The sequence below is a fragment of the Pseudoalteromonas sp. 5Ae-yellow genome, assembly GCF_014077565.1.
Classification (GTDB): Bacteria; Pseudomonadota; Gammaproteobacteria; order Enterobacterales; family Alteromonadaceae; genus Pseudoalteromonas.
Map to the genome: position 1 here is coordinate 43075 of NZ_JACGWD010000011.1, position 26011 is coordinate 69085.

The 26011-nt window shown below is 39.7% G+C and carries 22 protein-coding genes; 10 read left to right on the top strand and 12 right to left on the bottom strand.

The genetic code is table 11. The annotated features are described in order from the left end of the window. Positions 1-152: 152 nt before the first annotated feature. The gene (locus H4J63_RS05080) at positions 153-1373 is read left to right on the top strand and encodes a Xaa-Pro peptidase family protein (protein ID WP_182194975.1); all 1221 of its coding nucleotides are present in this window, start codon (positions 153-155) and stop codon (positions 1371-1373) included. An 83-nt stretch (positions 1374-1456) separates the two neighbouring features. Here the strand turns inward: H4J63_RS05080 and H4J63_RS05085 are convergent, their stop codons facing one another. Then, positions 1457-2332 (bottom strand): DMT family transporter, encoded by an 876-nt coding sequence (locus H4J63_RS05085; protein WP_010553617.1) that lies wholly within the window; start codon positions 2330-2332, stop codon positions 1457-1459. Positions 2333-2429: 97 nt separating this feature from the next. Here H4J63_RS05085 and H4J63_RS05090 point away from each other — a divergent pair, with 97 nt between their 5' ends. Both H4J63_RS05090 and H4J63_RS05095 read left to right on the top strand, forming a co-directional pair. Next, on the top strand, positions 2430-3329 hold the full coding sequence (locus H4J63_RS05090) for a LysR family transcriptional regulator (protein WP_182194978.1): 900 nt from the start codon (positions 2430-2432) through the stop codon (positions 3327-3329). A gap of 114 nt (positions 3330-3443) precedes the next feature. Next, a complete protein-coding gene (locus H4J63_RS05095; RefSeq protein ID WP_182194981.1) occupies positions 3444-4475 on the top strand; it encodes a LacI family DNA-binding transcriptional regulator in 1032 nt (343 codons plus the stop codon). A 95-nt stretch (positions 4476-4570) separates the two neighbouring features. On the opposite strand, the gene gtfA is transcribed toward H4J63_RS05095, so the two are convergent. After that, the gene (gene gtfA / locus H4J63_RS05100; RefSeq protein ID WP_024605392.1) at positions 4571-6043 is read right to left on the bottom strand and encodes a sucrose phosphorylase; all 1473 of its coding nucleotides are present in this window, start codon (positions 6041-6043) and stop codon (positions 4571-4573) included. A gap of 176 nt (positions 6044-6219) precedes the next feature. Here gtfA and H4J63_RS05105 point away from each other — a divergent pair, with 176 nt between their 5' ends. The 3 genes from H4J63_RS05105 (at position 6220) to H4J63_RS05115 (ending at position 11062) form a co-directional block, all read left to right on the top strand. Next, positions 6220-7446: a sugar MFS transporter gene (locus H4J63_RS05105; protein ID WP_086996863.1), complete on the top strand. Its 1227-nt coding sequence runs from the start codon at positions 6220-6222 to the stop codon at positions 7444-7446. A gap of 170 nt (positions 7447-7616) precedes the next feature. Further along, on the top strand, positions 7617-10001 hold the full coding sequence (locus H4J63_RS05110) for a TonB-dependent receptor (protein WP_182194984.1): 2385 nt from the start codon (positions 7617-7619) through the stop codon (positions 9999-10001). A gap of 113 nt (positions 10002-10114) precedes the next feature. Further along, the gene (locus H4J63_RS05115) at positions 10115-11062 is read left to right on the top strand and encodes a carbohydrate kinase (RefSeq protein ID WP_010553611.1); all 948 of its coding nucleotides are present in this window, start codon (positions 10115-10117) and stop codon (positions 11060-11062) included. A 38-nt stretch (positions 11063-11100) separates the two neighbouring features. On the opposite strand, the gene H4J63_RS05120 is transcribed toward H4J63_RS05115, so the two are convergent. The 4 genes from H4J63_RS05120 to H4J63_RS05135 form a co-directional block, all read right to left on the bottom strand. Next, positions 11101-11559 (bottom strand): nuclear transport factor 2 family protein, encoded by a 459-nt coding sequence (locus H4J63_RS05120; protein WP_182194987.1) that lies wholly within the window; start codon positions 11557-11559, stop codon positions 11101-11103. Positions 11560-11715: 156 nt separating this feature from the next. Continuing rightward, complete coding sequence (locus H4J63_RS05125; protein WP_024605388.1) at positions 11716-12096, bottom strand: STAS/SEC14 domain-containing protein; 381 nt, start codon at positions 12094-12096, stop codon at positions 11716-11718. Between the two features lie 98 nt (positions 12097-12194). Beyond that, positions 12195-12887, bottom strand: coding sequence for a cupin domain-containing protein (locus H4J63_RS05130; protein ID WP_058553080.1), 693 nt, complete (start codon positions 12885-12887; stop codon positions 12195-12197). A gap of 49 nt (positions 12888-12936) precedes the next feature. Continuing rightward, positions 12937-13557 carry a glutathione S-transferase family protein gene (locus tag H4J63_RS05135; protein WP_182194989.1) on the bottom strand — a complete coding sequence of 207 codons (621 nt, stop codon included), beginning with the start codon at positions 13555-13557 and terminating at the stop codon, positions 12937-12939. Between the two features lie 394 nt (positions 13558-13951). Here H4J63_RS05135 and H4J63_RS05140 point away from each other — a divergent pair, with 394 nt between their 5' ends. After that, on the top strand, positions 13952-14470 hold the full coding sequence (locus H4J63_RS05140) for a TetR/AcrR family transcriptional regulator (protein ID WP_182194991.1): 519 nt from the start codon (positions 13952-13954) through the stop codon (positions 14468-14470). A gap of 84 nt (positions 14471-14554) precedes the next feature. On the opposite strand, the gene H4J63_RS05145 is transcribed toward H4J63_RS05140, so the two are convergent. From H4J63_RS05145 to H4J63_RS05165, 5 genes are all read right to left on the bottom strand, one after another. After that, the gene (locus H4J63_RS05145; protein ID WP_182194994.1) at positions 14555-16024 is read right to left on the bottom strand and encodes a carbon starvation protein A; all 1470 of its coding nucleotides are present in this window, start codon (positions 16022-16024) and stop codon (positions 14555-14557) included. A gap of 259 nt (positions 16025-16283) precedes the next feature. Then, positions 16284-17201 carry a carbohydrate kinase gene (locus H4J63_RS05150; protein ID WP_024595733.1) on the bottom strand — a complete coding sequence of 306 codons (918 nt, stop codon included), beginning with the start codon at positions 17199-17201 and terminating at the stop codon, positions 16284-16286. Positions 17202-17203: 2 nt separating this feature from the next. Beyond that, on the bottom strand, positions 17204-18727 hold the full coding sequence (locus H4J63_RS05155) for a mannitol dehydrogenase family protein (RefSeq protein ID WP_182194997.1): 1524 nt from the start codon (positions 18725-18727) through the stop codon (positions 17204-17206). 47 nt (positions 18728-18774) lie between these two features. Further along, complete coding sequence (locus H4J63_RS05160; protein WP_182194999.1) at positions 18775-20496, bottom strand: cytosine permease; 1722 nt, start codon at positions 20494-20496, stop codon at positions 18775-18777. Positions 20497-20706: 210 nt separating this feature from the next. Further along, entirely contained in the window at positions 20707-21381 is a 675-nt protein-coding gene (locus H4J63_RS05165; protein ID WP_024591940.1) for an HAD family phosphatase, read from the bottom strand. A gap of 467 nt (positions 21382-21848) precedes the next feature. Between H4J63_RS05165 and H4J63_RS05170 the strand changes: the two genes are divergently transcribed. After that, entirely contained in the window at positions 21849-23321 is a 1473-nt protein-coding gene (locus tag H4J63_RS05170; RefSeq protein WP_182195002.1) for a catalase, read from the top strand. Between the two features lie 98 nt (positions 23322-23419). Then, entirely contained in the window at positions 23420-23935 is a 516-nt protein-coding gene (locus H4J63_RS05175) for an ankyrin repeat domain-containing protein (protein ID WP_004334678.1), read from the top strand. A 56-nt stretch (positions 23936-23991) separates the two neighbouring features. Here H4J63_RS05175 and yddG read toward each other — a convergent pair whose 3' ends face one another. Further along, positions 23992-24912 (bottom strand): aromatic amino acid DMT transporter YddG, encoded by a 921-nt coding sequence (yddG, locus tag H4J63_RS05180; protein ID WP_182195004.1) that lies wholly within the window; start codon positions 24910-24912, stop codon positions 23992-23994. A 445-nt stretch (positions 24913-25357) separates the two neighbouring features. On the opposite strand from yddG, the gene H4J63_RS05185 reads away from it, so the two are divergent. Further along, positions 25358-26011 (top strand): TetR/AcrR family transcriptional regulator, encoded by a 654-nt coding sequence (locus H4J63_RS05185; protein ID WP_182195006.1) that lies wholly within the window; start codon positions 25358-25360, stop codon positions 26009-26011.

Genomic DNA, 26011 nt, shown 5'->3' on the forward strand with positions numbered 1-26011 from the left:
CAACATACGCAGCAATCAAACTGCCTAGCACTTAGATTAATATAGCGCATTGGCTTTATTAAATACATGCTCAGATTACAAAGTTTTACCGCAAGCAACTTGCAGTTAACCTGCCGCACAAGCACAATAGCCGCATAAAAGAGGAGATCATTATGACCACAATTGGTATTGGCACCCAAACCAAAGAACAAGCACTCGCTAGCTTAAGCAATATGACCAGCGATTTAACCCCTATTCAACCGGCAGAGTATTTAACTCGTATAGCCAAAGCGCAAACGTATATGCAAAACAATGGCATTGATGCCATTTATTTAAATGCAGGTACTAACCTCGCTTATTTTACCGGTATGCGTTGGTATGCAAGTGAGCGTTTAGTTGGCGCAATTTTGCCAGCTAAAGGTGAAGTGCAATACATAGCTCCTTATTTTGAAATTGGCTCACTTAATGGTTTTAAAGTAATTGACGGGCCAATCCGTGGTTGGCAAGAGCATCAAAACCCATATCAGTTATTTGTTAATATATTAACGGAAATGGGTATTGCGGCTAATGGCACTATTGGTATTGACGAAAGCGCGCAGTTCTTTATTTTTGATGGTATTAATAAAGCGCAAACGGGCTTAAATTTAGTGAATGCCCAGCCGGTTACAGCACATTGTAGAATGCATAAATCAGCCAATGAGCTGGCGTTAATGCAACGCGCTATGGATATGACCTTAGTGGTTCACCAAGCCACGGCAAGCATGCTACACGAAGGTATTAGTACCACTGAAGTAGAAGAATTTATAAAGCTAGCGCATCAAAAAGTAGGTGCGCCGGGTAACTACTTTTGTATCGTGTTATTTGGGCTTGCAACGTCATTCCCGCATGGGGTAAAAGATCCGCAAATTCTTAAAAAAGGCGACATGGTACTTATTGATACTGGCTGTAAAGTACATGATTACTTATCTGATATTACCCGCACTTATGTGTTTGGTGAAGCGACAGATCGCCAACGTCAATTTTGGAATAATGAAAAAGCAGCACAAATTGCAGCTTTCAATGCAGCAAAAATTGGCGTGCCATGTGAAGACGTAGATACAGCTGCGCGCAGCTACTTAGCCGAGCAAGGTTTAGGCCCTGATTACCAAACACCTGGTTGCCCGCACCGTACAGGCCACGGCATTGGTTTAGATATTCACGAATGGCCTTACTTGGTAGGCGGTAATAAAACACCACTAGCCGCTGGCATGTGTTTTAGTAACGAGCCAATGCTGGTTATACCGGATGAATTTGGGGTACGCTTAGAAGATCATTTTTATATGACCGACAGTGGTGCAAAATGGTTTACCGAGCCTAGCCACAGTATTGACGACCCGTTTGGTTTACAAAAGTAATATAAGCTCAAATTAACTAACATTTGTTTATTTAGCTTAAACGACTAAATACTACTGCGCAGTACAACACCACGCGCAGTAGTTTATTTTGTGAGTTGACGTTTAACCAATCGCTGTTTGTTTTTTTGTACGTTAGCCAACCACACTAAGGGTAAAATAATTAACGATGCGCCAATTATTAAGCCAAGTGTAGGCACTTCACCAAACCAAAATAAACCAACAACGACAGCCGCCACTAAGCCACTATATTCAGCGCTAGCAACTTGGCTCGATTCGATTTTGCTATAAACGTACACGCAAATTCCAGCATAAATTAAAATAAACAGTGTAGAGCCAAACGCAGTAATGAGTGCAGCCCAATGCCATGGCTCGTTTTCCCACAGCGCCAAACCTAATCCCACAGGCATACCTACTAAATTGGTAAGTAACAAAGTTTGCATAATACTATGGTGTTTAGGTAACTTTCGTATTAGTACATTATTTATTGCCAGTGTAATTGCGACTACAAGTGCAAATATAGCCGCCCAATTAATGTCGGTAGGCTGAATAACAATAAGTACCCCTATAAAGCCAATAACAGCCACAGCTATGCTGCTTTTTGTTAGCTGTTCACGAAATATCATTACTGCTAAAGGCAGCATTAATAAAGGCGCTGCATAAAAAATAGCGTTAGCGGTTGCAAGCGGTAAAGCTTTGAGCGCAAACACCATAAATATAATACCAAATAACCATACATGTCCGCGTACCGCATGCCATTTTAAACCGGCAAATAAATGTTTTTTATTCGCCGACAAACAAAACGGGAGCAAAATTAATACTGCGGTAAGTTGGCGCATAAATACAAACTGAAACGTGGGGCTTTCTGCTGGTAAAGTTTTAATTATAGCGTCAGAAAAAACCGCAATAATATTACCCACCACAAGTAATGTCATGCCTAAGCCAACCGATATTTTTTGCATTGTTACTCCGTGCCCGCAAATTAAAAACGCTAGCATAGAGCAATTCGTTTAATTATGTATAATGATTAAAATACTTTTAGTATGAGTTTAACTAATAATGAAATTACCCCCATTACGTGCTGTTCAGTGTTTTGAATCTGTAGCGCGATTAAATAGTTTTTCTAAAGCAGCAGAACATCTAAATGTGACGCAAAGTGCCGTGAGCCATCAGGTTAAATTACTAGAGCAATATTTAAACGAGCCGCTATTTAACCGCAGTGGCCGTAGCTTTTCGTTAACCGACGCGGGCAATCGTTACTATCAAGAAGTGAGTCATTCATTAACCAGTTTAGCCTCTGCCACACAAAAAATACGTTACGGCGAGCCTGGGCATATTCGTTTAGCACTTTATAGCTCATTAGCTGTAAAGTGGTTAATACCGCGATTAGAAAGCTTTAAACATGACTCGCCAGATATCGACTTAACTTTAAATATGATTGTAGATGAGGCGGGTTTTAGCGACCGTGTTGCCGATTGTTTTATTACCACAACGCCACCTAAAGGTGAGTTTGTCAGCTTATTTTTATTTGCAGAAAAGCTTTACCCTGCTTGTGGCAAAGGCATGTGGCAGCAATTAAAAAATCAATCGCTGCCCAATGAATTATGGAAGTACCCGCTGTTGTCGGTGCAGTATGATGAGTCAGAGCAACGTAGCACCAATGACTGGCAGCAATGGTGTAAAAGCGGCGGCTTTGAGCTGCCTAAAAACGTAAGAGTTAATCACTTTAGTCACGTTATACTGGCCGCAGAAGCTGCGCGTTATAATTTAGGTATTACGCTTATTGATGCGTTTTTTATTGCCTCACAGCACGATAACCACTTAGTTAAGTTGCCACTGCATGGAGTTGAAACCGGCTGTAAATTTTATTTTGTATATAAAAAATCGCGAGCAAAACAAACCGATATTATTACCCTAAGCCGCTGGCTAAAAGCCCAGTGGGCCGAGGTTAAAAAATAAAATGAAAGTATTAAGTCATCATACTTCATGCCAGTTTATAGCTATAACTATTATTTGATTTTATACTATCTCTATTAATTTAAGCACAGTCTTTTTAAAGGATAATCATAACTCATGAGAAAACCGGCCCACTGGACCTTAAAAAGTATCGCTCTAGAATTAGGTGTGTCTAATGCTACGGTTTCTAATGCGTTTAATCGCCCTGATCAGCTATCGGCTAAACGCCGAGAAGATATTCTTGCAGCGTGTAAAAATTTGGGCTATTACGGGCCTAATAAGGCCGCGCAATCATTGCGTAATGGCACATTTAATATTGTCGCTTTAGTACTGCCCGATAGTGTGGAATACATGGTGTCGGATCCTGTGGCTAGCAGCTTTATGCGCGGTGTTACTTCGGTGCTTGAAAAAAACGGCATTAATGTTTTATTGTTTTCAGGTAATAGCGATACCCTTAATAACATAGTCGACTTTGTTGATGGTTTTATTTGTTATGGCCGTCCTCGTAATAATGCATTGGTTGAGCAGTTAAAAATAGTGTCTAAACATGTGGTGACTATTGACTTTGATATAGCCCGCAATGCCTCTGTAAATATAAATAATGAGCAAGCCAGTTACGAAATTGCTAGGCACGTTATACATAATCAAAATGATAAAGTCGCTATTTTGGGACTTAGATTACTTGATGAAAACGTATTGTGCCGCGTGTATGAGCATTACGAATTTGAAGCCGGACAATCTATTTCTCATCAACGTTTACGTGGTTATCAACGCGCTTTAAGCGAGGCAAATATTACGGTAGCTGACGATCGTATTTGGAATATACCTGAAAGTAGCGAACGTTTTGCCAATATTGCTGCAAAAGAAGTACTTAGTGCATCACCGCATCCTAACGTTATAATTTGTATGAGTGATTTAATTGCCCTTGCCACAATGCGAGAAGCAATAAAGCAAGGCATAAAAATAGGTGAAGAACTGCGTATTGTGGGCTTTGATGGTATTGATGAAGCAGCCCGGTTTGTACCTCGCCTAACCACTATTCATCAAAACAGCCAAGAAAAAGGCGTTATAGCCGCTGAATTATTTATTTCTAAAGAAGAAAAAACTCAGGAAGTCAGTTACGAATTAGAGATTGGTGCGAGTAGTTAGCTTACAAGCCTTGTAATTGTTTTATGTATTAAAAAGCCAAGCTTAAGTAGCTTGGCTTTTGTTTTACATGGCGTTTGTAAATTACTTTTACAGCATTAAGCTAAAAATGAATTTAAGTTAATCGTTGTTTCTTCATCACCGTTTAGCTGCGTAATCAGTGCATGGCGTAATTTAAAATCAACAGTAAGTGAAATAGTTTGCTCACCTAGTTGCCACGATAAACAACACATACTGCCTTCACCTTGGGCACTAAATTCACCTGCAAACGCGGGGTGTGAATTGCGAATTTTAATTAATTCAATTAAACCTTTTACTACAGGCTTATTTAAGGCTTTGTCGATTATATTTGCATCTAAATATGGGCGGTTAATATCACGGCCAACATTTGTATTAGCTAATAGATCCATATCATTTTCACAGGCAAATAAGCCGCCGTAATATACTTGTGGTACACCTGGTGCAAAAAATTGAATTGCACGCGACAGTAAGTAATCAAAGTCTTTAGCGCCTAATGCGTTGTAGTACGTACAGTTAACTTGATATAAGTCGACATTACTCGCCGCAGCGCCCGTAGCTTGGCGGCTTTGGTTGTTACTGTTGGCGTGCATTGTTTCTACTAGGTTATCAATCTGCTGTGCATTTAATAGCCCTGGCTTGTCGCCCATTGGACCTGCGTCAATAATGCCAATACCGTCGTGTGTATCAAGTACGGTTAAGCAATTGCGTGGCGAAATTTGTAACCATTTGAGCAGTGCATCTACATCGTTGTTAAATAAGCTGTGTAAAATAAGTGGTGGTAACGCAAAGTCGTAAACCATATTTACACGTTTTGCCACTTCTACCTGAGTTTGATAATGGCTATGTATTTCTGCAATGGTTTCCATGCCTAAATCGTTTGCTTGCTTAGATAAGTTATCTAGGTAACCAAATGTTTCATCAAGCATAAAGCAATTAGTGCCCGCTTGCTTAATGGCGTAGCCCGCCGCATCTAAACGAATAATATTTACATTGTTAGCCGAAAATTTAGTAAGTACGTTATTTAAATACGCAACACCGGCTTCTGCTTTTACGTTTATATCGATTTGATTATCGGTAAAAGTGGTCCAAAAATCATACGTTTGGCCGTCGCCACAATGCATTGGCGTAAAGCAGCTACCTGGGCGTGGGCGGTAAATTGCTTTTTGCTCAGCTTCGCTCATACCATTTGGAAATACATCTTCTTTGGTTAAAAATAAATCCCAAAATTCTGATTGCTTACCTTTAGCTAATACATCTTGAAACTGAAAAGACTGCGCCGATACATGGTTAACAATTAGGTCTGCCATTAAGTCGAGATCTTTACCTAATACTTGTATGTCTTCCCAAGTGCCTATTCTAGAATCAACTTCACTATGATCAATAGGGTCAAAGCCAGCATCGCTGCCATCAATAGGATTGTAAAATGGCAATAAGTGCACACCACCAAATACGCCTTTTAAAGGACCGTTTAAAAGTGTGGTTAGCGCGCCTATATTTTGGCCAGTGATTCGATCAGCATATGTGATCAATTGAACTTTATTCTTCATCATTGTGTGATTACCATGTTGAAACTTAATCGATTAAGATATATCTTTAACTAGCGAGTAAGAATTTACAAGTAATTTTTAATAATTTTACATACAAATTTCGTGGCTCACGTAATACTACAGTAAGCAACTGACTGACTTACGAAGTGTTAATAGAGAATTTAACGAGGAATAAACACATGACAAAATCACACACACAAGTAAGCAGCGGCCCACTGCAACAAATACGCTGGCTTACATATATGATGTTTTTTATGTTTGCCATGACCTCTGACGCAGTCGGCATGATAATCCCCGAACTTATAAAGGATTTCGGTTTGAGCATGACTCAAGCTAGTGCATTTCATTACGCTCCCATGGCATTAATAGCCTTTAGTGGATTATTTTTAGGCTTTTTAGCTGACAGCCTTGGCCGTAAAAAAACCATTATGCTGGGTTTATTAATATTTTCTGCTAGTTGTTTTTTATTTGCATTTAGCACCAGTTTTACCTTCTTTTTAGTATTGCTTTGCTGCATAGGTCTGGCCATTGGTTTATTTAAAACCGGCGCACTGGCATTGCTTGGCGATATTTCACATAGTAACGACGACCATACTAAAACCATGAACAAGGTTGAGGGATTTTTTGGCATTGGCGCTATTGTAGGCCCTGCCCTAGTTGGTGTTTTATTAGTGCAAAACGTAAGTTGGACATACCTGTATATTACTGCGGGCGTAATGTGTTTAATACTTGCTTTATTAGCATGGCGCGCAGACTACCCTGACGTGGTTAAAACAACTGAAAAGCCTGCTTCGCTTGCCACTACCCTGAAAATGGTAAAAAACCCTTATGCACTTGGCTTTTCTTTAGCCATTGCACTGTATGTAGCGACTGAAGTGGCTATTTATGTATGGATGCCAACGCTATTAAAAGACTACACAGGCTCTTGGCCGCTCCTTGCCACTTATGCACTTACTATATTTTTTATACTACGTGCTGCAGGTCGCTTTATTGCCGTATGGTTACTAAACCGTTATAGCTGGCAAGGTGTTATGGCTTATTTAAGCTTAGGCATTGCGCTTTGTTATGTGGGTACACTTATTGGTGGTGTTGACTGGGCTGTAGGGTTACTACCTCTTTCAGGTTTATTTATGTCTATGGTTTATCCAACTTTAAACTCTAAAGGTATATCGTGTTTCCCTGCTGAGCGCCATGGAGCCGTAGCCGGCGTTATATTGTTTTTTACCGCATTATCGGCTGCTTTAGCTCCTTTATTTATGGGTATGATCAGCGATTACTTTGGCCATGTGCGCTATGGCTTTTACTTAGCAACAGGGTTTGCCGTGATTTTATTTGTAGCTATGTTGTTCAATTATTTACGCGACCCATCAATGAGTGCTTTACAAGAAAGTAACCCAACAGCTTAATAAACTTGAATTTCAATACAATAAAAACACCTGAAAAATCAAAATATGAATAATAAAAGAACAAATTAAACACAAAATGATTTGCTTATTGTAAAATATTTGTTATTTTTACTTAATCGATTAAGTAAAAATAACAAATCCTATTGGGTTCAACACAATGAGGCGTTAACATGACAACACACCACACACCTTTATATTTAATCAGTGCTTTGGCACTTGCTGTAAGCCAAGGCGTTCATGCACAAGATGAGCAAGAAACCAAAGTCCAAGCCAACAAGGGCCTTGAAACAATTGTTGTTACCGGTGTACCTCGCCGAACAACCATTATGGCGTCGAGTTCATCAGTAAGCAGTTTATCGCTTGAACAAGTAGAGGTGTCTACACCTCGCTCAACGGCTGAAGCATTTAGAATTATTCCGGGTGTTCGCGCCGAATCAACTGGCGGCGAAGGTAACGCTAACATTGCTGTTCGTGGTTTACCTGTAGCATCGGGTGGCGCTAAGTTTTTACAACTACAAGAAGATGGCCTTCCTGTTATGCAGTTTGGTGATGTTGCCTTTGGTAATTCAGATATTTTTATGCGATTAGATAATACGGTGCAGACTATCGAATCGATTCGTGGTGGCTCAGCATCTACTGCAGCAAGTAATGCACCTGGTGGCATTATTAACTTTATCTCTAAAAATGGCAAAAGCGAATCTGGCAGTGTGTCTACAACTCTAGGCCTAGATTATGACAGCGTTCGTACAGACTTCGAATACGGTACTTACTTAACCGATAGCGTGCGTTTTCATGTTGGTGGTTTTGTTCGTCAAGGCGAAGGCCCGCGCGAAACAGGTTACACGTCTAATAAAGGTGGCCAAATAAAAGCTAACCTTACTAAAGATTTCGACAACGGTTACGTGCGCCTTTATTACAAACACTTAGACGATAAAAGTGTTGGCTACCTTCCTATGCCAATGTACTCAAATGGTGACTCTATTGCTGGCTTTGATGCGCAATCAGACACACCTCACTCAGCGTTATTTACTAAAACAGTACGTTTAAATAGTGAAAACCAAATCAGTAGCGGCGATATCCACGATGGTATGAATCCAAAGGTTGACTCTGTTGGTTTCGAAGCTGTATTTGATTTAGATAACGATTGGCGTATCGAAAACCGTTTTCGTAAATCATCAATAAGCGGCAACTTTAATTCACCTTTCACAGAACAAGTAGGTAGTGCAACATCAATAGCAGAAAGCATTGGTGGCGCAGGTGCAACCTTGAGTAACGCGAACACCGGTGAAGCGTTTAACGATGGTTTAGCAATGAAGATGGTGACATTTGATGTCACAATGAATGACTTTGGATCTATAGTTAATGACTTTAAATTAACTAAATCGTTCGACGATGATACCAGTCTTACATTTGGTTACTATGCATCTACGCAAAACATTGCGATGTCGTGGTTATGGAACTCTTACGTAATGGAGCTCAAGGGTGACAATGCTGCATTATTAAATGTAACAGGTGCCGATGGCACTGAGTTATCTGAAAACGGTTTATACGCTTACAGTGCATTTGGTAACTGCTGCCAACGTGATTACGATACGGAATACGATACACGCGCCCCTTACGTAGCATTTTCTACTAAGCTAGGTGATGTCAGTATTGATGCTAGTGCTCGCTACGATAGCGGTGAAGCTCGCGGAACATACGCAGGTGCAGTGACTTCAACAGTAGATATGAACCGCGACGGTGAAATATCAATCCCTGAGCAAAACGTTGCAGGTATTGATACTGCAAACGCAAGTCCAGTAAATTATGACTGGAACTATTCTTCTTATTCAATTGGTGCTAATTATCAAATTGACCCAAGCCTTGCTACGTTTGCACGTATTAGTAAAGGTGGTCGTGCAAATGCTGACCGTCTTTTATTTGGTAAAGTACGCGCCGACGGCTCTGTTGCAAAAGAAGACGCTGTTGATGAAGTAAACCAGTTTGAGTTTGGTGTTAAGAAGCGCTTTGATTCGTTATCAGTATTTGCTACTGCGTTTTTTGCCGAAACTGAAGAGCAAAACTTTGAAGCAACATCACAAACATTTTTTGACCGTGAATACGAAGCAAAAGGGATTGAAATAGAATCTACTTACTTTATTGATGCATGGGATTTTCGCGGTAATTTAACCTGGACCGATGCAGAAATAGCAAAAGATGCACTTGCTCCTGAGGTAGTAGGTAATACACCGCGTCGTCAAGCTGATTTAATTTATTCATTAATGGCACGTTATAACTATGAGCAAGGCTCTGCTGGCCTTAGCTTTATTGGTACTACCGATGCATATGCACAAGATAATAACGACCTTAAACTTGACGGTTACACACAAGTAAATGGCTTTGTAAGTTATGACTTATCTGAAAACCTTAACATTGCCCTTAATGTAAATAACCTCTTCGATACAGTAGGTATTACAGAAGCCGAAGAAGGCTCAGTACCTGAAAACAACATTATTCGTGCCCGTGCTATTAACGGCCGCACAACGTCGGTAACTTTAAAATACGCTTTTAACTAAATGTGTGTATTGCGCTGCGGTGAGTAATCACTGTAGCGCTTTTTAAAGAATGAATAATTAACACCCTTCACGTTTTTTAGCCTAGCCTTGCTAGGCTTTTTAGGATATTCCAAATGACCAAACTTCTGTGCTTAGGCGAGCTATTAATTGATATGCTGCCACAAGATGCTAATAACTCTGCCTATTTACCTATACCAGGTGGCGCACCTGCCAATGTAGCTGTTGGCTATGCAAAACTCGGAGGTGAAGCTTCATTTTGTGGTGGTAGAGGGGACGATCATTTTGCCAATCAATTAAGTAATGCATTAGCGCAATACAATGTAAATACAGACTATTTATTTACCATTGCAGGCTCACAAACCGCTATGGTTATAGTAAGCCTTGATGAAACCGGCGAGCGTAGTTTTGGCTTTTATCGCCATAACACAGCCGATGTACTATTAACCCCGGCGCATTTAACGCATATAAATTGGCAAGAAATAAGCACACTACACTTTTGTTCAAACACATTAACCGAATCAGCAATTGCCAACACAACAGTTAAAGCGCTAGAACTTGCAAAAGCGAATAATAAGCTCGTCAGTTTTGATGTAAATTTACGCTACAGCTTGTGGGAAAACACAAGCGATATAGCAAGCAATGTAAAAGCTTGTTACACCTATTGTGACATAGTAAAACTCTCGCGTGATGAGCTTAATTTTTTAGCTCAGCATAGTGATACAACGAGCGATGATTACATTCAAACGCTATTAAATACCGGAGTAAAACTGGTGTTTTTAACCGATGGGCCAGAGCCTGCCAAGGTTTACCACAGCGCATTTACACTTAACGAATCTGCACCAAAAATAAACGCCGTAGATACAACAAGCGCAGGGGATGCATTTATAGCGGGGGTTTTATACTACTTAAATAACTTAGGAAGTGATTTACCACTAGCAGATAAACTAAATGATAAAGCGAGCGTAAAAGACGCCCTGCACTTTGCTCTTAAATGTGGTTCTAAAGCGTGTTTAGCAAAAGGGGCATTTCCGGCATTACCTGTACTGGCTGATGTACTTTAAATGATTAAAGCCCCATATTACGGGGCTTTAAATCAGAGTTATATCTGTTGCTTTATAAAGGTGACACCTTTAGGTATTTCATCTTGAGGTAACCGAGTAGAGTGCATTTGCGATAACAACCATTTATCGCCCACTTTTGATACAACAACGCTTTCTAACCAATAAATATCAATACTTCTTTCGGTGTTTTTAATATTGGCTTTATTCCAGTAATTAATAAAAGCAACATCTCCTTCTACACGCGAATTTATAACACTAAAATAATTTGTTCGTATGTAATCAGCGGGCTTAACAACATTTACAAAGTCATCAATAGTCCACACTTCTCCGTGCTCTAAAAGCAGGAATGAATCATCAACAGCCGCGCGCATTTTTGCGTGATCAAAGTTAGATACAGCTAAAAATAAATCGCTTACGGGCGTAAATATGGTGCTGTCTTTTGCATGTATCGATGTAGAAAATATCAGGAATGTAATAAAGGTAAGTACTTGTTTCATTGTTTTTATAATGTGTAGTTTGCTCAATAATAATTAGTGTATTTTAATACAGCAGTGTTAACAATTGAAATAAACCGAATGTAACTACCTAACAATGTTACCCATAGAGCAAAAAAGCACTCTAAAAGAGTGCTTTAATTTAAGTTTTCAATAAAGCTATTCATCTAGCCAATCTATGGCTGCGGTAGCATTTTCAAAGTATTGAACCTCACCCGATATGAACCAGTTACCTATTTTAGCCATTCGAGCTTGCCACTCTTTATTACCGTAAATAGCTACTTTTTTAAATTCTTTAGAGTGCTTAACACCTAACTTGAGGTCGTCCCACGCTGCGCGTACTTCCCAACCTTCAAGTTCGCTACCATCTATTAAGGCGTTTACAACTGGGTGCTTAACTTCGCCAAGAGCTGAATTTATCATTGGGGTAATTATTTTGTAGTCGTCGTGAGTAAGCGTACCAACGGCTTTAAGTTTTAAAAAAAACTCTCTTCCTGCACGTTCAAGACCAATCGATAAACCATGTGTTGTGTGTACCATTACTGCTCTCCTTAAATAGGCTGAGCGGTAAAAGTACACCTTCTAAAATTAATTAGTCCTGAACTAGATCAATAAACAATCTCAAATAAACGACTCAATCACGCATTTTGTACGCGAGATATCTGGTTTTCTACATCAGTTAAATGACCCGTTTTAAGCCATACTTTTGCACCATTACTTCCCGCTTTAACGTTAACGGAGCTATTAACAGGTACTCTTAACCAACTGTTTTTTACAAGGGTATCGGCTTGCTCATCAAATGAGCCTTCAAGTACTAGCAGCTCAGCTCCACCTTTTGCGCTTATAACCATGCAGGCGTTGGGCTTAAAGTGCAACAAGCTTACCTCTTCAAAGTCGTCTTTGTATAAAGGGGTTACGGCAACATTTTTAAAACTAGGATGCACCGTACTTTGCATCAAGTTTGTTTGCAAACGCACGTGCGTTCGATCATCTGGTTGAAACTGCCATAACTTTACAAATATAACGCAGCCATTTTCAGACCCCGGCTTATGCTTTGATTGCGGTGGATTACGGATATAAGAACCTGCCGCAAAGTCACCATGCTCATCTTGAAATACCCCTTCAAGCACAACAAACTCTTCACCGCCTGTATGTACATGCGGCGAAAACTCACTGCCAGGTGCATAACGAACAATGGTCGTTGCGCGAGCAACTTCGTCGCCCACTCTATCGAGCGCTCGCCTATCAACGCCCGCCATTGGCGATGCAACCCACGGGAGCGATTCGCTATGTACCACAACTCGTTTACTAAAATCGGCAGCTATTTTCATGTTTGGCTCCTAAGCGTAACTTCACTTAAATTTTAAATTAATAACCTAATTAAGCTGCAACACTTGGGCGTTTTGCTACTTTTTCTTGCCATGCAACTAAATGGGTAAGCTCATTTGGGATTACTATTTGTGCAAATCCAGCAAATACCAGCCCAGCATACAATGTAATATCAGCAATACTAAACTGCTCGCCCCCAACAAACGCCGATTGCGCTAGTACATCATTAAAATAGCTAAACCCTTGGCGCGCTTTTTCGCCTTGTTTTTCACCCCAAGCCAAATTTTGATATGTTTCAAGCTCAGGACCTAAGCCATCAGTTGCATGATGAAAGTAAGTTGCCACAGCGTCAAGCACCATAGATTCTGCACGCTTTTGCATCATGTTAATTACTGCACGCTCTTTTGCGGTTTCACCCATTAAAGATGTGCCTTCAAATGCGGTATCAATATACTCAGTAATAGCGGTACTTTCTGATATAAACGTGCCGTCATCTAGCTCTAATACGGGTACACCTGCTAATGGATTTTTAGCTAAAAAGGCTTTTGTTCTGTGTTCACCATTTAATAAATCAACAGGTACAAACTCAACATTTGAAGTGGCATTTTTTTCAGCTAAAGCGATACGAACGCGAAGTGGATTTGGAAAGTTTTCTACATCATAAATTTTCATAGCAATCTCTATCTTTATTGTTTAAAAGTGAGTTAATGGCAGCGAGCGACCTACCTACTGATAGGTAATTTATAATATTAAACTAAATTTAAATCAACGTTTAAATTTTTCTGATTTATGGGATTTAACTTAATTCATAATAAAATTAGGGAGTTGCTTAAAAGTAAAAACACTTGTAAATAACTACCTACTGGTCGATAATTTTGCTGTACCAATTGCATTAAATAAGCGTTCTATTATTGCGCTAAGAAAATAGCGCAATAACAAGGCGAAAATCATGACATGCAGTTGTTCTGTATGAATAATTTTTAACGCAGTTAGTGAGTTATTTAATGCGATACAATGATCATGTTTTTAAAAAAACTGGTATTACTGCAGATAGGAAATATTAAAAATGAGTAAAAAAGAAGCTTTATTAAAAGCCGCTGAAAACAAGGTGCGACTTGGCGGGTACAGTAATTTTAGTTTTAGAGAGCTCGCAAGCGAAGTTGGCATTAAAAGCGCCAGTGTGCACTATCACTTTCCGACTAAGGCCGATTTAGGTGCAGAGCTTGCTCATCAATATACTGATTCTTTTTTAGCAGCTTTAGGCGAGCCAAACGAACTTAAAGCAAACGGTAAAAATCCTATTGATGTGTACACACAGCTTTTTAGACGTGCATTAGTAACCGATAAAAAAATGTGTTTATGTGGTTTACTAGGAGCCGAAAGCGATAGCCTTCCAGATAAAGTACGCCTTGAAGTAAAACGCTTTTTTAATCAAAACCTAACATGGCTTAGCGCTGCACACTTAACTAATGGTGAGCCTAACCCCGCTCAAGCAGCTATTCAAACAGTGAGCCTGCTTGAGGGCGCTATGATGATAAGCAAAACGCTCGACGATAATAGTTACTTTGAACTTGCAACTCAGTAATACCTAAATTTAGTACACAAAAAAAGCGAGCTATTGATAATCAATAGCTCGCTTTTTTAATGCTTGAAATAACTTATGTGATTATTAAACCGCTGTTGGTTTAGCTTTATGCTTAGAGTGCACAATAGCTAAAACAATTAAGCCAATCACTGTTACTACAGCGCCAATAGGTTTACCTAAATCGCTTGATAAGTTAAGACCAATTGTCGCAGTGCCAATATAAGAAACCGTTACCGCTGTTGCTATAACAGCAGGAACACTGGCAATCCAATGGAATGTACCACGGTCAAACAAGTACTTAGTAGCAAGCCATAATACGCTTGTAGAAAGCAGCATGTTTGAAAATGCAAAGTAGCGCCAAATTAATGAGAAATCGAGCTTAGTCATAAAGTACGCTATAGCAAGTATAGGCACCGCCACTAATAAGCGATTACGTAAACTTTGTGGAATATTAAACGCATCAACAACTGTTAAACGTAGTGAGCGGAACGCTGTATCACCAGAAGTAATTGGGAATACGGCTACTGCAATAATTGCCATTATACCGCCAAATACGCCTAAGTAACTGTTAGCTACATGGTTAACAACTAAGCCTGGACCACCTTGGTCAAGCAATGCTTTTAAGCCCGCGTAACCATCTGGGAACGCTGCAATACCAGCAAGTGCCCATACACAACCTACAATACCTTCACACATCATAGCGCCGTAATAAACTGGACGTACGTATTTTTCGTTAGTTAAACAACGCGCAATAATAGGCGCTTGAGTAGAGTGAAAACCACTAATAGCACCACAGGTAATTGTTATAAATAACAGTGGCCATGTTGGTAGTCCATCTGGGTTTGGCTCTAAAAAGTCATGTGCGTGGTCAGCTTCAAAGTAAGCTAAAAAGTCACTTGGTACCGGTAAGTGCGGCGCATTAATAAGTAATGAAATAGCAATTGCCACTGTCATTACAATCATTAGCGCACCAAAAATTGGGTAAAACTTAGTGATAATTTTATCAATTGGTAGCAAGGTCGCTAAAAAGTAATACGCTAAAATAGCAAGTACCCAAAAGGTGTTGTTTGCCAGTATTGTACCTTCAAAAAAATCAAGGTTACTTAGCAAACCTGCAGGGCTCATAATAAATACTACACCTACAAAAAACAGTAGCATGGCAGTAAATACTAGCATAAAGCCTTTAAATACGACGTTGTAATAATGACCTGCGATTTCTGGTAGGCTTTTACCGTCTTCTTTTATACTCATTACACCTGAGAAGAAGTCGTGTACAGCGCCACCTAAAACATTACCAAGTACAATCCATACTAGTGCAACTGGTCCGTATAAAGCACCTAAAATTGGGCCAAATATTGGACCTACGCCAGCAATGTTTAAAAACTGAATTAAAAATGCTCGTACAGGGTGAATAGCTACGTAATCAACACCTTCGCTAAAGCGTTTTTGTGGTGTGTCAGCAGTTGAATCCAAACCGGCTTGTTTTTCAACAAATGGGCTGTAAAACTTATAGCCCAGTATTAAAATAGTGAGGCAGATAAAAAAGATGATCATAAAGCACGTTTCTCTTTTTGTATTTTAGTTATAGAGCGCATTGTGTGTCGCCCCGCCTTTTCAATCCGTGAATAATCGACGAACGATAACAAAGCTTTAACCCTCAAACAATAAGACGTTTAGCTAATACAATAATCAATATAAGCCACTATTTACGCAACCTGCGCACTTAACACTCACTTATCGCCTGCGTCTTATTTTAGGCACAAAAAAAGCGGTTAAACTTTTACGTATAACCGCTTTCACACACAATGTTTTTTTAAAGTGGGTTCATAAACTCACTAATTTGTTGATGCGTTAAAGTAGGTGTTGCACCAGAACTTTCGGCGACCATTGCTCCAACGGCACATGCAAAGTCAACGGCATATTGCGCGTCGTCGTTGCTACAAAGCTGATAAATTAACGAACCTAAAAACGAATCCCCTGCGCCAACAGTGTCAATTACGCTAATTAAATAACCTGAATTATAAAAATTCTCGCCTTTGATTGTTAATAAAGCACCGTGGCTACCTTTGGTTACACATAAGTAATCGGTATTTGTTTGCTGTGCTATAAACGCTAAATTTTGTTCAAGCGAATGAAACTTACAACCCATCGCTTTTGCAATTTCGTATAGCTCTTCATCGTTTAACTTAATAAAGTCTGCTTTATTCATTAAATCTACAAGTGTTTCTAGCTTGTAATGCGGTGCACGTAGATTTACGTCAAATACTTTAAAGTTTGCTACATCAACTAGTTGATTTAATGTTGCTAAAGACGCTTCGCTTCGCCCAATTAGGCTGCCAAATACAAATACATCGCTACTTTTAACTTTACTAAGTAACTCATCGGTAAGCGCTATATTATCCCACGCAGAGTCTGCCACTATTTCATAACTTGCAGAGCCACCACTGTCGAGCGTTACCTCAACCGTGCTAGTTTTTTTGTCACTATTAATAGCAATGTATTCGCAGCTTACGCCTTTGCTAGTAATTTCGCCTAGTAGCTCAGCGCCTAACTCGTCGTTACCAACAGCGCTGATCATGTCGGCTTTAATGCCAAGTGAGTTAATACGCACACACATGTTAAGTGGCGCGCCACCTAAGCGTTTACCTGAATCAAAACAATCCCACAGTACTTCGCCAAAACAGCTAACACTTACGTTTTCGCCTGATTTATGATTAATTAAAATGCTCATAATTAGTTACTCTTTTGATCAAGTACAGCCTGCATAATGGCTTTAATTTTACTATTAGGTGCATACAACGCAGCAATCGACTTTTTATATTCAGCAGTAAACGTTTCGTTATGCTCAAGCTTACCAAACAAGCTCGTTAACTTTAAAAATGCAATCGGGCTAGTTTGAGTCTCTTGCGCGTAAGAATTAAGCTCTTTGTGCATAGCATCTTGAATTTCAAGTTGCTCGCCGTTTTCACTTAAACCTTTATCGCTGTACAAACACCAAGTAGCAATAACAAGCGTTGCCAGTGATACATCTCGACCTTGTACTAGGTTTTCGTTAATTGTGGCAATTAAAAACTTAGGCAGTTTAGCTGAGCTTTCACTACAGATACGCGCTAGGCTGTCTTTAATATTAGGATTAGCAAAACGCTCTATTAACGTATCTTTGTAGCTTTCAAGGTCAATGCCTTCAAGTGGTTCAAGGTTTGGGGTTACTTCTTTATCCATAAAAGCACGTAGGTATGTGACAAATAATTCATCCGATACCGTTTCGTCAATAGTGCCGTAGCCATGGATTGAACCTAATAAACCAAGTACAGAATGCCCTGCATTAAGTAAACGTATTTTCATGGTTTCATAAGGCGTTACATCAGTAACAAACTGAGCACCAACAACATCCCAATTTGGACGAGAGTCACTAAATATGTCCTCTATTACCCATTGTGTAAACGACTCACAGGTAATTGGCCACTCGTCGCTAACACCATATGCATCAACCACGTAATCAATATCACTCTTTTTAGATACCGGTGTAATACGGTCAACCATCGCATTTGGAAACGATACGTTTTGCTCAATCCACTCACTTAGGTCTTTGTCTTGCTCTGTAGCAAAGGCTAAAAGCATTTTGCGTGTTACGTTACCGTTGTGCTGAATGTTATCGCACGACTGCACTGTAAATGCGCCTAGGCCTTGCTCTTTACGAAGTTTTAACGCAGCAGTAATGTAACCAAACGCTGTAATTGGGTAGTTTGGGTTATTAATGTCGTTAATAATATCTGGATTACTGTAATCAAACTCGCCCGTTGCAGGGTTAAAGTTGTAACCGCCTTCAGTAATAGTAAGCGACACAATTTTAGTATCGCTGTGCGCTAGCTTATTAATTACCGCTTGTTTGTCCTCTGGAGCAAACAAAAAGTCGATCATTGAGCCAATTACTTTGTTATCTATTGTACCGTCTGGGTGTCTAACAGTAAGCGTGTAAAGGTAATCTTGCTGCTTTAAAATATCACGCAGACCACGGTTACCCTCTAAAAGGCCAACACCACATATACCCCATTGCTCAGAGCCCGGAGTTTTTAAAAGCTCGTTGACATACACTGCTTGGTGAGCACGATGAAAACCGCCCACACCAATATGTACAATACCGGCTTTAACTGCGCTACGGTCGTAGGTTGGTGTATCAACATGGCTTGGTAATTGAGCCAAGCTCTGTTGGTTTAGCCCTGTAACTAGAGCGTCAGTGTGTTGGTATTGTGTCATGGTGTGACCTTACTAAACAAAGATAAAATATAAATTACGATAAGTAATTACGATGCTGTATTGAGTACTTTATGGCGTTTTAACGACCAGTACGCAGTAACAAAATAAATAACAGTACAAATAAAACAGGCAATTTCGAACTGCGACTTATTAGCGCTGTACATCACCATAGTGTCACTGAAAAACATCACTTGGCTGGCAAATATAAAAATAATCACCAATGAAATAGTCGATATGCCATTAAGAACTTTGGTAAATGTAGAGCTATCGATTACTGGCTTTGGAATGTCTTTAGCTTGTGCTGTTTGATATTCTTTAATATCACGTTGCTCTTGCTCTTCTGCAGCAATTTCTTGCGTGTAATCTTCATCGGCACCGTATTTTTTAGCTAAAAGCGTGTAAATAACGATAGTGAAAATCCAGGTAGGAATAAACAAGTAGTAAAACGACATTACATCAATTGCGTTTAAGCCAAAACCGAACACAAGTGCAAGTGCCCATGAGGCAATAGCAGGGATACTGCGGGTAATATTTTTATATTTAGCCCAGTAACGTGTTAAGCCAATTTTAGGAAATAACACATGCTCAGCAAACACAATACCGCCCACAGGCACAACTAATAAGCCGGCGTAAGTAAGTAGCGGTAGCATTTGTGAAAATACAAACGGGAAACACGCAATAATCACGGTTACAACACCTACAATAGCGGTTGTACGCTCACGTGACTGATTTACAAATATAGATTGTGCAGCAAGACCTGCGCGGTAAAGGTTTGCGTTAGCTGTAGTCCAGCCCGCTATAATTACAATAACAAATCCAGTCCAACCTAATGCATGGTATGCAACATCGCCAGGATCAAGTGACGAAATGGTTGTTTTAAGTAATACCGCAACACCTGCGCCCATAATACCGGCAGAGATCCACGCTAAGTAATGACCAAAAAACATGCCCACACCAGAAAACAAGCCATAGCTTTTGCGTTTGGCAAATCTAAAAATAGCCATGTCGATTAAACCAAAATGAGTAATTGAGTTAGCGGCCCATGCAAAGCCAATCACTTCTAATAGGCCAATGCCTTTTTCACCATCGGCATTGGTGCCCGTCCATATGGAGGAGTCGCCTATGGTCATAAAGTCGCTAAAGCTAGTTAAAGAGGTAGAACCTAATACGTGATTTGAAAGCTCAGGGAATAACGCGAACGAACCTGCAATAAATATAACAAATAGCCACGGCGCGCACAGTTTCGAAAAGTCAGCAACCGTAGAAAAGCCATACATCGCAACAAACACAACAATAGAGCCAACAGCTAAAACAATGGCTACAAACCAAAAGCTATTTGGATACCAATCAAGTTGCGCAGGTATATCAAACAAAAACCGCACGGCGGTGGAGGATACCGTGATCATAGCGGCCGATATAACACTAAAAATAACCACGTTAGCCCAGTTATAGAGCTTGGTCATAGAGTTACCAGCAATTTTGTTTAAGTAGTTATATAAACTTAAGCGGGTTTCTACTGCAATGGGTGCAGTAATTAGCCACCAAGAACACATTGCTAACAGGTTACCTATTAATAAACCCAATAGAATGTCGATGGTTGAAGCGCCTAATGCAACAAACGTTGCGCCAATAACAAATTCAGTAGCCGCAACATGTTCGCCGGCATATAGCCCTGCAAAATGTTTCCAGCCGTGAAGCTTATTATTAGCAACAGGAAGTTGCTCTTCGTTTACATCTTTAAATGTTTGTGTGTGTGGACTCGTTGCCATGGTATTTCCTATTGTTAACAGCAAAGTACTTAATACCTAAATACTTCGCCTTTTATAATTTGGCTTATAAACGCATGATGTTTTGCCATGTTTTGTTTTATTTTTAGTAAAGCAAAACCATCTACATTTATATTTTGCGTTTGCTTGCCTGTCAGTGTGTAAGGCGAGTAAATCGCGTTTAAAACTTGGTGTATTTAAAAAGCTGCGTGTTTACTGCTTTTTAAGTGCAGGGTATGCACTAAAAAAATCTTGCCAATGCGTTAAATGATCAACATTTGGGTAAGCACTGTGTACATGATTAACAGAGCCTTGCATATGTTGCCCACCGCTGTAATGCAGTACTTGCATGTTGGCGTCAATTCCTGCATTTACGCCGGCTTTACTGTCTTCAATCACTAAACAATGCTCTGGCTTTACACCCATTTGTTTAGCTGCATGTAAAAATAAATCGGGTGCTGGTTTGCCACGCTTAACTTCGCTGCTGGTAAAAACCGTATCGCTAAAGTACTTACTTAAACTCACTACGCTCAACGCTTTTGCGGTGCGTGCTGGGCTGCTGCTAGTAGCTATACAAATAGGCACAGCTAAATTGTTAAGTACGTCTTTTATACCGTCAGTCGTGGTTAGCCCTGTTTCAAATTCGTTTAACAGTGCTTCGCGGTAGTCACCTTCAAAGCTTTCAGGAAGAGTGACATTAAATGCATCCGCTATTTTTTGGCTTACTGTTTTAAAATTGCAGCCTAAAAAGTGTTGCTGTACATAAGCACGGTCAATATCAACGCCTTTTTCAACAAGCATATTAATGAGTACTTGTGCGCTTAAAATTTCGCTATCAATAACAACGCCATCACAATCAAATATCACTAGCTCAATGTTAGTATTCATCTTGTCACCTTATTAAAACTGTTTGGTTTAGCTAATTTAAGTATAACGAGTTAAGCGCGATTAATATTGTGCAACTTTTTAGTGCAACCCAGTAATGGGCATAAGCTCACTGGTTGAGCATATTCCCTTTATTGTACGAATATGTCAACACACTGTAAGTATAAAACGCACCAGCTTGGTGAAAATACCGCCAGATAAAACTAAAAACCTTTGTATTTAATAAATTTTATAAAAGCATATTGCGACTAAGGTCGTAGTAAAAAAATTACATTAATGTAAAAAGTGTATCTGCAAATTCATCTCATCTGTTTTACAAATCGCATCAATCTAATTAATCAGTTTTACCGAAGTTAATAAAATTAATACTATCGTTAACAGATTAACAGCCTGCACCACTGCCGGCACTTTTAAATAGATGAGGTCGACAATGAATACTCAAATTAACACTAACTGCACTGGCACTTGCAATGGCATTACCGGCAAGCGCAGCAACAACTCTTACTAAAGATAACGGCGCAGCTGTTGGCGAAAACCAAAATTCAATTACTGCTGGCGAACGTGGCAGTGTATTACTAGAAGACGTGCAACTAATTCAAAAACTGCAACGCTTTGCACGTGAGCGTATTCCTGAGCGTGTTGTGCATGCTCGTGGTACCGGCGCACACGGTGTGTTTGTAGCATCAAAAGAGCTAGACGATTTAACAATTGCAGCACCGTTTGCACAAGCAGGTAAAGAAACAGACGTATTTGTTCGCTTTTCATCAGTAATCCACTCTAAAGGTAGCCCAGAAACACTGCGCGACCCACGTGGCTTTGCAACTAAGTTTTACACAGATCAAGGTAACTGGGATTTAGTAGGTAATAACTTACCGGTGTTCTTTATTCGCGATGCAATTAAATTTCCAGACATGGTTCACTCTTTAAAACCATCTCCGGTTGATAACATTCAAGATCCTAACCGTGTATTTGACTTTTTCTCGCACGAACCAGGTTCTACACAAATGCTAAAGTGGGTTTACAGCGACTACGGAACACCAGCAAGCCTTCGTAAAATGGACGGTTGGGGTGTACATGCATACAAAATGATTAATAAATCGGGTGATGTTAAATACGTTAAGTTTCATTGGGTAAGCCAACAAGGTATTGATAACCTTGACTCAAAAGAAGTAGCTAAAGTACAAAGCCAAAACTTTCAGCATTTAACACAAGATTTATACACTGAAATAAACAGAGGCAATTTCCCTAAGTGGGATCTGTACATTAAAACGCTTGATCCATCGCAGCTTGATGACTTTGATTACAACCCATTAGATGCAACAAAAATGTGGTTAGACATTAAAGAAACTAAAGTAGGAACAATGACCCTAAACCGTATGCCAACTAACTTCTTCCAATCTACGGAACAAGTAGCAATGGCACCGGCAAACATTATTCCAGGTATTGAGCCATCAGAAGACAGACTATTACAAGGTCGTATGTTTTCTTACGCTGATACACAAATGTACCGCCTAGGTGCTAACCACCAGCAACTGCCAATTAACCGTGCAAAAGTTGAAGTGGTTAACTACAACCAAGACGGCGCAATGAATATTGGTAACACTACAAGCAATGTGAACTACCAGCCAAGCCAAGAAAACGTAGCTGAAAACCCAATTGCACGTAGAAGTAACACAGAGCTAAAAGGCTTTGTACAACAAGCTGCGATTAAAAAGCAGCAAAACTTCGCACAAGCAGGTGTTATATACCGTGGTTTTAGCAAGCAAGAACGTACAAACCTAATTAATAACCTAGCAGGCGATTTAGGCAAAGTGCAAAACAGCAGTGTTAAACACAAAATGCTTAGCCACTTTTACAAAGCTGATAGTGAGTACGGTACACGCTTAACTAAAGCTGTAAACGGCGACCTTAAAATGGTTAAACAACTAGCCGCTAACTTATAAGCAACTAGTTAAAAGCAATTAGTCCCAACTAAATAGCTATTTAAACCACAATCATGAGGAAGGAATAAACCCTTCCTCTTTTATAAGAGACAATTGTTATGCGTAATTTATTAATTATAGTCGCTCTATTTCTGAGCTTTACCAGTAGCGTTTACGCTCAAAATACATCAGATACACAAACACCCAGTACGCAATCTGAAACCCAACATTCTGCAAAAACTCAATACGATAGTTTATTTGCTTATTACTTTGCCGCAGCACGCACAAACGACACAGCTGTAATAGAGCAATTTGTAGATGCCGGTATTCCTATCGACAGCTACAACAATAAAGGCTACACCGCGTTAATGATTGCTACTTACCATGGTAATAAAAACACGGTTAACACACTTTTACACTTAGGCGCTAATGCCTGTCTAGAAGATAACCGTGGCAACACAGCGCTAATGGCCGCTATTTTTAGAGGTGAATTTAGTATAGCTAAAACACTCGTATCACTTGATTGCGACAACGCGCATCAAAACAAAGCCGGTCAAACAGCAGAGCAATTTGCACAAACATTTGGTCAACAAAAAGTTATAGAGTTACTAGCGCAGGTAAATAATGCAAAATAATCTGCACGCAACAAAAAGCCCTAAAATAATAGGGCTTATTTTTAATAAAATTAGTCTTATGTTGCAGACGCTATTTGAGGTTGTTTAGGCTTTTCTCGCGTTACAAAGTAGCAAATTAGCGAGCCCACTGTTACCAGTACAACCCCCTGCCAAAACGAAGCACTCAGCGTAATAGATAAATACAACGCCGAAATAATAGTAGAAAACACCGGTGTAAAGTACGAAAGTGTTCCCAAAAGCATTAAGTTACCGCCAATAATAGCTTGATTCCACAGTGCATAACCGCTCCCCACTACTACACCAGCTAATAGCAACGTTATGCTTGAGCTGAGTGAAAACGTTAATGGTGCTTCATTACTAAAACCATATTGCGCCCACAAACTCATTGCCGTGACAGTAAAAAATAACGTAATAGCATTTTTACCATTACTCAGCTTTTGCGTAACTACGCAATAAATAGCCCATATAAACGCTGCAGCTAATGCCATTAAATAAGTAGCAGGATTATCAGCAAAGTTAGTAACAAGCGTATCGACCGACATTTTTTGATCGCCCGTAATACACCAAGCAACGCCTAAAAAAGCAATGATCATGCTTGGGTAAACCCAGTAACTTACTTTTTTACGACCAATAATAATAGAGAGCAATATAGTCAGCGTGGGCCATAAATAATTAATAACCGCCATTTCCATTGCCTGATGACGGCTGTTTGCCATACCAATAGAAAGCGCCAAGCAAATTTCGTACGATACAAATAATAAAGTACCTATTACCAAGTAACGTTTCGAAAAACCACTAAACTTGGGCACTCCCATAACCAAAATTAAAAATATCGCACTGACAGAATACATAGCCGCCGCACCACAAATGGGGCTAAACAACTCAGAAATATCTCGTAGTAATGCAACTAAGCAACTCCACAGTAATATGGCCGCGACTCCATAAAGCGTGTATTTATTTTTGCTTAAAAACTCCATATTAAACCTAAAGTACTACTCGTAAATTTGAAACTAAACTAACAGTAATTATTTAATTAAACAATAAGGGTCTGTTGATCTTTCAAGGTTAAATTTGCAGCCGTCTGTTTGGTATTTAGGCAAGGCAGAGCCTATATAGTGTGGTTATTCCCCATTAATGGGCGATAACGTAGCATTAATGCCAAACAGGCGCTGCCCAAAGGGTTCTTCCTAGGGGCTACTTACTCTTTGTTGCTCGGTTTTTACTTAGCCCACTAGGTTACAAATCTCGCGCCGCGATTAAATAGCCCCTAGTTTGAACAAATTTTAATCCGCAAAGTTCAACAGACCCTAAAGTTAATAGCTTAAACCTCTCGTTTGTTTTTAGCATTCACCCTTTTTAGTAATTGACCTTTTGGTCAGTAAAGCTACAATCAATCAATACGTTAAACACGCAAACTTTATAATGACCACACAAATAAAGCCAAATAAAAAAGAAGCCACACGCGAGAAAAACCAAAAACTAATTTTAGATGCCGCCGAGCAATTGTTTTCGCAATTAGGTTACGACGGAGCAAGTATGAGCATGGTTGCTAAAGAAGCGCAGGTGCCAAAAGCTAATATTTTGTATTACTTTAAAAGTAAGGATGGTCTGTACGAGTCTGTGATTGACCGCATAATAGCTAATTGGAACTTAGGGCTCGATAACGTCACAATTAACGACGATCCAGCTACCGTGCTTTATAACTATATTAAAAGCAAAGTAATACTCGCCGTAAATCAGCCAATGCAATCTCGCTTATTTGCCAGTGAAATACTGCGCGGTGCCCCTTATTTACAAAACTACTTTAGAACCAATACCCGCCCTTGGGTTAAACAAAAGGTTGATGTACTTCAAGCATGGATGGACGCAGATAAAATGGATAAGGTTGATCCCTACCATTTGCTCTTTACTATTTGGTCTACCACGCAATATTACGCCGACTTTCAGGCTGAGGTTTTACTCGTAATGAACAAATTAGAGTACGACGAAACCGATGTGGCACAAATTACGCAATCAATTGCCCACATAATTTTAAAAGGTATTGGTCTTAAAGTACCTGAGCAAAGTGAGACTTAA

Excerpts from the sequence above, each read along its gene's own strand:
- H4J63_RS05135 (WP_182194989.1), bottom strand. The coding sequence starts at position 13,557 with ATGAAAATTTATGATGTAGAAAACTTTCCAAATCCACTTCGCGTTCGT.
- H4J63_RS05095 (WP_182194981.1), top strand. The coding sequence starts at position 3,444 with ATGAGAAAACCGGCCCACTGGACCTTAAAAAGTATCGCTCTAGAATTA.
- H4J63_RS05105 (WP_086996863.1), top strand. The coding sequence starts at position 6,220 with ATGACAAAATCACACACACAAGTAAGCAGCGGCCCACTGCAACAAATA.
- H4J63_RS05115 (WP_010553611.1), top strand. The coding sequence starts at position 10,115 with ATGACCAAACTTCTGTGCTTAGGCGAGCTATTAATTGATATGCTGCCA.
- yddG (WP_182195004.1), bottom strand. The coding sequence starts at position 24,912 with ATGGAGTTTTTAAGCAAAAATAAATACACGCTTTATGGAGTCGCGGCC.
- H4J63_RS05090 (WP_182194978.1), top strand. The coding sequence starts at position 2,430 with ATGAAATTACCCCCATTACGTGCTGTTCAGTGTTTTGAATCTGTAGCG.
- H4J63_RS05150 (WP_024595733.1), bottom strand. The coding sequence starts at position 17,201 with ATGAGCATTTTAATTAATCATAAATCAGGCGAAAACGTAAGTGTTAGC.
- H4J63_RS05125 (WP_024605388.1), bottom strand. The coding sequence starts at position 12,096 with ATGGTACACACAACACATGGTTTATCGATTGGTCTTGAACGTGCAGGA.
- H4J63_RS05080 (WP_182194975.1), top strand. The coding sequence starts at position 153 with ATGACCACAATTGGTATTGGCACCCAAACCAAAGAACAAGCACTCGCT.
- H4J63_RS05140 (WP_182194991.1), top strand. The coding sequence starts at position 13,952 with ATGAGTAAAAAAGAAGCTTTATTAAAAGCCGCTGAAAACAAGGTGCGA.
- H4J63_RS05160 (WP_182194999.1), bottom strand. The coding sequence starts at position 20,496 with ATGGCAACGAGTCCACACACACAAACATTTAAAGATGTAAACGAAGAG.
- H4J63_RS05185 (WP_182195006.1), top strand. The coding sequence starts at position 25,358 with ATGACCACACAAATAAAGCCAAATAAAAAAGAAGCCACACGCGAGAAA.
- gtfA (WP_024605392.1), bottom strand. The coding sequence starts at position 6,043 with ATGATGAAGAATAAAGTTCAATTGATCACATATGCTGATCGAATCACT.
- H4J63_RS05170 (WP_182195002.1), top strand. The coding sequence starts at position 21,849 with ATGGCATTACCGGCAAGCGCAGCAACAACTCTTACTAAAGATAACGGC.
- H4J63_RS05120 (WP_182194987.1), bottom strand. The coding sequence starts at position 11,559 with ATGAAACAAGTACTTACCTTTATTACATTCCTGATATTTTCTACATCG.
- H4J63_RS05145 (WP_182194994.1), bottom strand. The coding sequence starts at position 16,024 with ATGATCATCTTTTTTATCTGCCTCACTATTTTAATACTGGGCTATAAG.
- H4J63_RS05110 (WP_182194984.1), top strand. The coding sequence starts at position 7,617 with ATGACAACACACCACACACCTTTATATTTAATCAGTGCTTTGGCACTT.
- H4J63_RS05130 (WP_058553080.1), bottom strand. The coding sequence starts at position 12,887 with ATGAAAATAGCTGCCGATTTTAGTAAACGAGTTGTGGTACATAGCGAA.
- H4J63_RS05165 (WP_024591940.1), bottom strand. The coding sequence starts at position 21,381 with ATGAATACTAACATTGAGCTAGTGATATTTGATTGTGATGGCGTTGTT.
- H4J63_RS05175 (WP_004334678.1), top strand. The coding sequence starts at position 23,420 with ATGCGTAATTTATTAATTATAGTCGCTCTATTTCTGAGCTTTACCAGT.
- H4J63_RS05085 (WP_010553617.1), bottom strand. The coding sequence starts at position 2,332 with ATGCAAAAAATATCGGTTGGCTTAGGCATGACATTACTTGTGGTGGGT.
- H4J63_RS05155 (WP_182194997.1), bottom strand. The coding sequence starts at position 18,727 with ATGACACAATACCAACACACTGACGCTCTAGTTACAGGGCTAAACCAA.